Genomic DNA, 6,916 nt, shown 5'->3' on the forward strand with positions numbered 1-6,916 from the left:
ACATCCGGAATCAGAACCACTTCACCAAGGCCCTTGCGGGTGAAGTGGTTCTGATTCCGGATGTTCGAATCCCTTTGGAAAGTTTTTGGAAGTGGTATAGGACAAGAAGTCCTGCCTATGACATTCAAGCAATCTATGCCGATATCCTAAGTTTTCCTGTTGCAGATGTAGACGGCCAAATGGCGTATATGGTAGCTACTTTTTTCACAAGTAGAATCTATCAAGGGAAATCAGAAGTAGCAAAAGCCAGGGAATACCTAGAAAACAATTGGAGAGAAAAATTCAATATAGATAAAATTGCAAAGGCCGCCTGTTTAAGCCCTTCACATCTTATGCGGCTGTTTAAAAAGCATACTGGTATGACGCCCTATAGCTGCTATCAGGAGATTAAGATTGCCCGGCTTAAGGAAGCACTTCGGAATAAGAATTTAAGTGTAAACGAAGCCTTTTTATCCTGCGGTTTTGAACATCGTGGAAATTTTGCGAGATTTTTTAAGATGCAAGTAGGCATGACACCATCCCAATATAGAAAGGTAATGAAGTGATAAATGTACGAGAAAGAGTCTCTGTATGCAGAAACAAGTACAGCAAATCTTTTGTTATCCTAAAATTATTGAGCATAAATGAATAATTTACAGCTTTTTTATACTATTATAGATGGTTTATTTTTTATAAAATAATTATAAGCAATCTATGAGAAAAGCAATAATTAAATTGAAGCGGTAAAATAAGGTTATGTGGTCTTTGGGCGAGTTCGTTTCCATGGAAAAGGATATTGAAAATCACCTTGTTGTTCAGGTAACGTTTAATTAACAGGTTCAGGCGTATTTTCTTTGATATTGTATGCTAATGAAACAAGAGAAATGGAGGAGAATATTATGACAGAGCAAAAAATTAATTCCGAAAATCAAGAATTAATAGAGGTACAGGAAAATGTTTTTACTCAGGAGGATATTGAAAAGAACAAGACAATGGCAGGTCTTTCTTATTTTCTGTTTTTTCTTCCGCTGATTGTCTGTCCCGAATCCCAATATGCCAAGTTTCATGCAAATCAGGCACTTTTACTTTTGATCACAGGTATAGCGGGGAACGTGATATTAGGTATCATCCCCATAATTGGATGGATGCTGATGCCAATTTTCGGTATCGCTATTTTGATACTTGGCATTATGGGAATCATCAATGGGTTTGGAGGGAAAGCAAAACCTCTTCCTGTTATTGGTAAAATTACCATCCTAAAATAGAGCGTGAACTATTAATTGTATTTTGATTAATAGATGTTAGGAGGATATTCATATGAAGAAGGTTCTAACTTTAATATTTATGTCTGTATTAATGTTGGCGCTTGTCGAAGGATAGCAGTACGATGAGCTTCGCCTATAAGGGGGAAGAAAATCTTGTGTCCATTGAATATCAGAAATAGGATTGTTGTAAAATAGCTGCTAAGACTTATATGTCTTCCTGCAGCTTTTTTTATTATATAGAAACACCGTTACAGTACTATAGACGATAGTTTTTTCGAGGGGAGTATTTGACCCTTCATGCAGAATCGAAGATATAATTATGAGGGAAGTTTGTGTAAAGCTATGAAATCAAGAGGTATGTATTGTATACGTTTCAAAATTACTTGATGTTTTCAAAGGAAATAAAGGTATATTCTCGACTAATAAAGTTATACATTCCCCTATAGAAGTAAATATTGACAAATTAAAAGTAGTCTATCAGTATGTGAAGGAGCATGGCAAATAGGTATGGGTCTATAAAAATAAAAATTTCAACCTTTTAAGCTGCCTTTGAAGGCATTTTAAAAGGTTGTTTTTTATGAATTTATAAATGTAAAGATTTTGATAATAAGCTAAAAAAACTTAAACTGAAAATAATTGTTGATATTTTACACAAAAGTAGTTACTATTAATAATGGTTATATTTAATAACAAATTGATGTGAGGTGAAAGGAAGTGCAAGAGAGAGAAAAGTTAGTTGAGAATTTAATATTTTTTATTCCAACTATCTTTAAAAAATTAATGAAAAGCATACCATCAATGGATATACCAAAGCAGCAATTTGGCCTTCTCCATATGGTATGTATTCACCAGGGGAAAACCATGAGTTATTACAGTGAGAAAATGCAGTTACCTAAATCCAATATCTCAGTATTAGCGGATCGATTAATAAAAGGAGGTTATTTAATTAGAGATACGGATCCAGAGGACCGAAGGGTAATCAATTTAAGAGTCACTCAAAAAGGGAAAGACCTTTTTAGTACTCAAAAGAATCAAATGAAACGTGAGATGATAAAGCCACTAGAAGACTTACAAGAAGAAGATATACTCAGATTAAATACACTGATAATAGAGATGAAGAGCATATTAGACAAATTAGAGTAAATAGAGTGGTGAGAGTTTTTAACCAAAAAACTATTGGATTTGTTTAAGAGGTTAAAGAGGTCGTTTAGAATGCTGAATAAAAAGGAGAATTTATGGTTAAATTATTTCGATTTTTAAAGCCATACAGGTGGCAAATTTTTGTAGTTCTTGTATTGGTATTTTTACAGACACTGGGGGATTTATACTTGCCTACTCTTACCTCAGATATTATTAATGAAGGAGTTATGGCAGGGGATGTAGCAACCATTTGGGATATTGGTAAGATCATGCTCCTGGTAGCAGGTCTTAGTGCAATTTTGTCTATTGCATCGAGTTATTTTTCAGCAAAGATTGCCATGGGGTTTGGTACGGTTTTAAGAAACAAAATTTTTGAAAGAGTAGAGAGCTTTTCATTAAGGGAATTTGACGAATTTGGTACAGCAACGCTGATTACGAGGACGACAAATGACATCAATCAAGTTCAAATGGTGACCATTATGATCTTTCGTATGATGGTCAGTGCCCCTATGATGGCAATAGGAGGATTGACCTTAGCTTATTCTAAAAATGCTAATTTGACAGGGGTTCTTGGTGTAGCCATTCTTGTTCTAGGCTTGACCATAGCAGTCCTTGCAAGAAAAGTCATACCATTATTTAAGCTAGTACAGGGAAAAGTGGATAAAATTAACCTTGTGCTTAGAGAAAAGCTTACTGGGATTCGAGTCATACGTGCTTTTGATACTGTAGAAAGAGAAAATAAAAGATTTGATGACGTCAATAACGATTTGACCAATAACTACATTACTGTAAACAGAATTATGGCTTTTATGATGCCATCTATTATGCTCATTATGAACATCACTTCTTTGTCTATCCTTTGGTTTGCAGCTATTAAAATTAATGTGGGCACCATGGATTTAGGAGATTTAAGTGCGTTTACCCAATATACTATGCAGATTATGATGTCTATGCTCATGCTCTCTATGATGTTTATTATGGTACCAAGAGCTCATGCAGCGGCCATTCGGATCGACGAAGTCATTGTAACAGAGCCTAGTGTAGTAAATCCAGAAATTATTCAAAAAGAGTTCAGCGTGACAAGTACATTAGAATTTCAAAATGTCGCCTTTAGCTATCCTGGCGCAGAAGAATCCGTATTAGAACAGATAAGCTTTCAAGCGAAGCCGGACAAAGTAACTGCAATTATAGGTAGCACTGGCTCAGGAAAATCTACTATTGTGAATTTGATTCCAAGATTTTACGATATTACTCAAGGGAATATACTCATCGATGGTGTGGATATTAAAGAAATCTCATTAGAGACCCTTCGAGATAAAATTGGGTTTGTTCCCCAAAAATCGGTCTTGTTTTCAGGTAGCATTGCCGACAATATTCGATTTGGCAGCAAGGATGCTCCTATGGAGGAGGTCATTGAAGCAGCAAAAGTTGCAGAAGCCTATGAATTCATCGAAAATATGGAGGAAGGGTTTGATCATTACATATCACAGGGAGGAACTAATGTTTCAGGGGGACAAAAGCAAAGGTTAGCCATTGCTAGAGCAATACTGAAAAAACCAGAAATATACGTTTTTGACGATAGTTTTTCTGCTCTCGATTTTAAAACCGATGCAAAGGTTCGAAAATCGATAAAAAACAAGCTGAATGACGCTACAGTCATTATCGTAGCTCAACGAGTAGGTACCATCATGGATGCAGATCAAATTATCGTGTTAGAAGAAGGCAAAATCCAAGGAATCGGTACGCATCATGAGCTATTAAATTCATGTGAGGTCTACAAAGAAATTGTGTCTTCCCAGTTGACAAAGGAGGATATGAAATGAGCAAGAATGAGAAACATAGCAAACCAATACAAAGTGGTCATGGCGGCCCTATGAACATGGGTGGACCCGTTGTAAAGGCGAAGGATTTTAAAGGTAGCCTTAAAAGGCTTCTGCATTATTTGAAGCCTCATAGAACAAAATTGCTCTTGGTTATTTTGCTTGCAATTGCCAGCACCGTATTTACGATAGCTGCCCCAAAGGTAATGAGTAAAGCCATGAATAAACTTCAAGATGGTTACATGTCGGGAAAAGTAATACAGGAAATGTCAAAAGGTCAACAGACTGCGAGAACAGAAATCGTTGAAAGCATGACGGATGTTCAAGATGAAATGGTTATGAGTATTATAGATAATTTGGGTGATGTGCAAGAAGAAGCTGCAATCAAGATTATGGATAATATGGCTACAGCTCAAAACAAAGCCCTTAATCAGATGTATTTTCAGACTGACACGAGCAAGATAAGCGATGGTAAAACTTATGAAGAAAAAGCAGAAACAACCATAGCTTTTATCAAACAATTAGATAAGTTGCCAAAAACTGCACAAAATTCACAGGATATGGACGCTGAATCACTAGATGCAGTCAAAAATTTACTAGAAATCCCACTCATCAAAAATGCAGAATCTCTTGAGGAAAAGAAGCAACTAACCTTAAAGGTCGTCGAAGTATTTAAATCATTGCCAGAGGATGCATCTTCAGGAGAAGAGAACTCATTTGATGTAAAATCCTTAGATAATGTAAAAGCCTTGCTTGTACTAAAAGATTTTGATGAGATTGAAAAGCAAGATGAGAAATTACAGACTTTAAATGAAATGCTTTTGCTTTTTAACGATCTCCCCGAAATGGAATCAGACAACACCACCACACAAGAATTTAGTACTGAAGATATAGATGCCTTGAGAGAGTTTATTTTCCTTCCAATCGTTGAAGAAATTCAATCTCCAAAGGAAAAGGCTGAAGCTATAAAAAAGGTTATAGGCTTAGGGTCTAAAATGTCATCTATGGACAATGCACCAAGTAGTCCAGATTCTGAAGTAGAGTTGACAGACGAACAAATTGAAGGTGTCATCACCGCTATTGAAGAGACCAATGGTAAAATAGATTTTAAATATATAGGGCAAATCGCGTTGATTTTAGTTGCTATGTACATCATAAGTTCCCTATTCAGTTTAGTTATGGGCCTTGTCATGTCGGGCGTATCTCAAAACACGGTAAGGGATTTAAGAAAGGAAATAGATCATAAATTCGCTAAGCTTCCACTAAAGTACTTTGATATGCATCCCCATGGAGATATGCTTAGTAGGGTGACCAATGATGTAGATACCATTGCATCTACTTTGCAGCAAAGTTTAACACAAGCAATTACCTCTGTAATATCCATTATAGGATATGTGGTTATGATGCTAACCATTAGCAAAACGTTAACCCTCATCGTCATAGCGACTTTACCATTTTATGTATTAGCCACGGTAACCATTGCAAAAAAATCACAAAAACACTTTGCTGCTCAACAAGCAGAACTAGGGGACCTTAGCGGTCACGTGGAAGAAATGTATACGGGTCATAAGATTGTCAAGGTATTTAACTACGAGAGGGAATCTGTAGGCAAATTTAAAGAGGTCAACGAAAAATTATACGAAGCTAGTTGGAAAGCTCAGTTCGTTTCAGGAATTATGTTTCCATTGCTAAACTTTGTAAGCAATATTGGATATGTCTTAATCAGCATCGTCGGAGGTATATGGATTACGAAGGATTTGTTGAAGATTGGGGATATGCTCGCTTTTATCCAGTATTCTAAATCTTTTACTATGCCTATTGTGCAAACGGCGAATATTGCCAATGTTATTCAGTCGACGGTTGCCTGTGCAGAGAGGATTTTTGAAGTGCTCGATGAAGAGGAGGAGGTACCAGATTCAGCCGACTCTGTTACTATTGAAAATGCAAAAGGTGATGTAATTTTAGAAAATGTGTCCTTCCGCTATGAAGAGGATGCACCTCTAATCGAAAACCTGAATCTCCAGGTTAAGGAAGGCCAAACAGTAGCCATTGTAGGGCCTACTGGAGCAGGGAAGACTACCTTAGTCAATCTATTAATGCGGTTTTATGAAATTGGAGGGGGAAAAATCACTGTAGATGGTATGGATACTACTTCTATTCGCAGAAGCAGCTTGCGTAGAGTGTTTGGAATGGTACTACAAGATACATGGCTATTTAACGGTACTATAAAAGAAAATATTGCATATGGAAAAGAAAATGCAACAGAAGAAGAGATTCTTGAAGCAGCAAAAGCTGCCCATGTGGACCACTTCGTTCGAACGTTGCCGGATGGATATGACACAGTTCTCAACGAAGAGGCAACCAATATCTCACAAGGGCAAAAGCAGCTCATTACCATTGCAAGAGCTATATTAGCAGATCCAAGAATTTTAATTCTTGATGAAGCGACAAGTAGCGTAGATACGAGAACAGAAGTATTGATACAAAAGGCCATGATTAATTTGATGGAAGGCAGAACCAGCTTCGTCATCGCCCATCGATTGTCAACGGTTCGAGATGCACAGACCATTCTCGTTATGAAAGAGGGAAGCATAATAGAAATGGGAAATCACGAAGATCTTCTAGAAAAACACGGATTTTACGCAGATTTGTACCAAAGCCAGTTTGCCCAGTAAATGATACTAAATCGAGTATGTAATAAATTAATTTGTA

Annotated in this window: 5 protein-coding genes; all 5 read left to right on the plus strand. The window is 36.6% G+C overall.

From position 1 onward, the window contains the following. The coding region (locus Q7P22_RS13565; protein WP_303864959.1) for a helix-turn-helix domain-containing protein at window positions 1-545 on the plus strand (545 nt) is incomplete at its 5' end. 333 nt (window positions 546-878) lie between these two features. After that, window positions 879-1,244 carry a hypothetical protein gene (locus Q7P22_RS13570; RefSeq protein WP_303864960.1) on the plus strand — a complete coding sequence of 122 codons (366 nt, stop codon included), beginning with the start codon at window positions 879-881 and terminating at the stop codon, window positions 1,242-1,244. Window positions 1,245-1,958: 714 nt separating this feature from the next. Next, window positions 1,959-2,387 carry a MarR family winged helix-turn-helix transcriptional regulator gene (locus Q7P22_RS13575; RefSeq protein WP_303864961.1) on the plus strand — a complete coding sequence of 143 codons (429 nt, stop codon included), beginning with the start codon at window positions 1,959-1,961 and terminating at the stop codon, window positions 2,385-2,387. A 92-nt stretch (window positions 2,388-2,479) separates the two neighbouring features. Beyond that, window positions 2,480-4,207, plus strand: coding sequence for an ABC transporter ATP-binding protein (locus Q7P22_RS13580; RefSeq protein WP_303864962.1), 1,728 nt, complete (start codon window positions 2,480-2,482; stop codon window positions 4,205-4,207). An 842-nt stretch (window positions 4,208-5,049) separates the two neighbouring features. Further along, the gene (locus Q7P22_RS13585) at window positions 5,050-6,879 is read left to right on the plus strand and encodes an ABC transporter ATP-binding protein (RefSeq protein ID WP_303864963.1); all 1,830 of its coding nucleotides are present in this window, start codon (window positions 5,050-5,052) and stop codon (window positions 6,877-6,879) included. Window positions 6,880-6,916: the final 37 nt, after the last annotated feature.

Source organism: Alkalibaculum bacchi (genome assembly GCF_937875145.1).
Classification (GTDB): domain Bacteria; phylum Bacillota; class Clostridia; order Eubacteriales; family Alkalibacteraceae; genus Alkalibaculum; species Alkalibaculum bacchi_A.

Excerpts from the sequence above, each read along its gene's own strand:
- Q7P22_RS13570 (WP_303864960.1), top strand. The coding sequence starts at position 879 with ATGACAGAGCAAAAAATTAATTCCGAAAATCAAGAATTAATAGAGGTA.
- Q7P22_RS13580 (WP_303864962.1), top strand. The coding sequence starts at position 2,480 with ATGGTTAAATTATTTCGATTTTTAAAGCCATACAGGTGGCAAATTTTT.
- Q7P22_RS13585 (WP_303864963.1), top strand. The coding sequence starts at position 5,050 with ATGGAATCAGACAACACCACCACACAAGAATTTAGTACTGAAGATATA.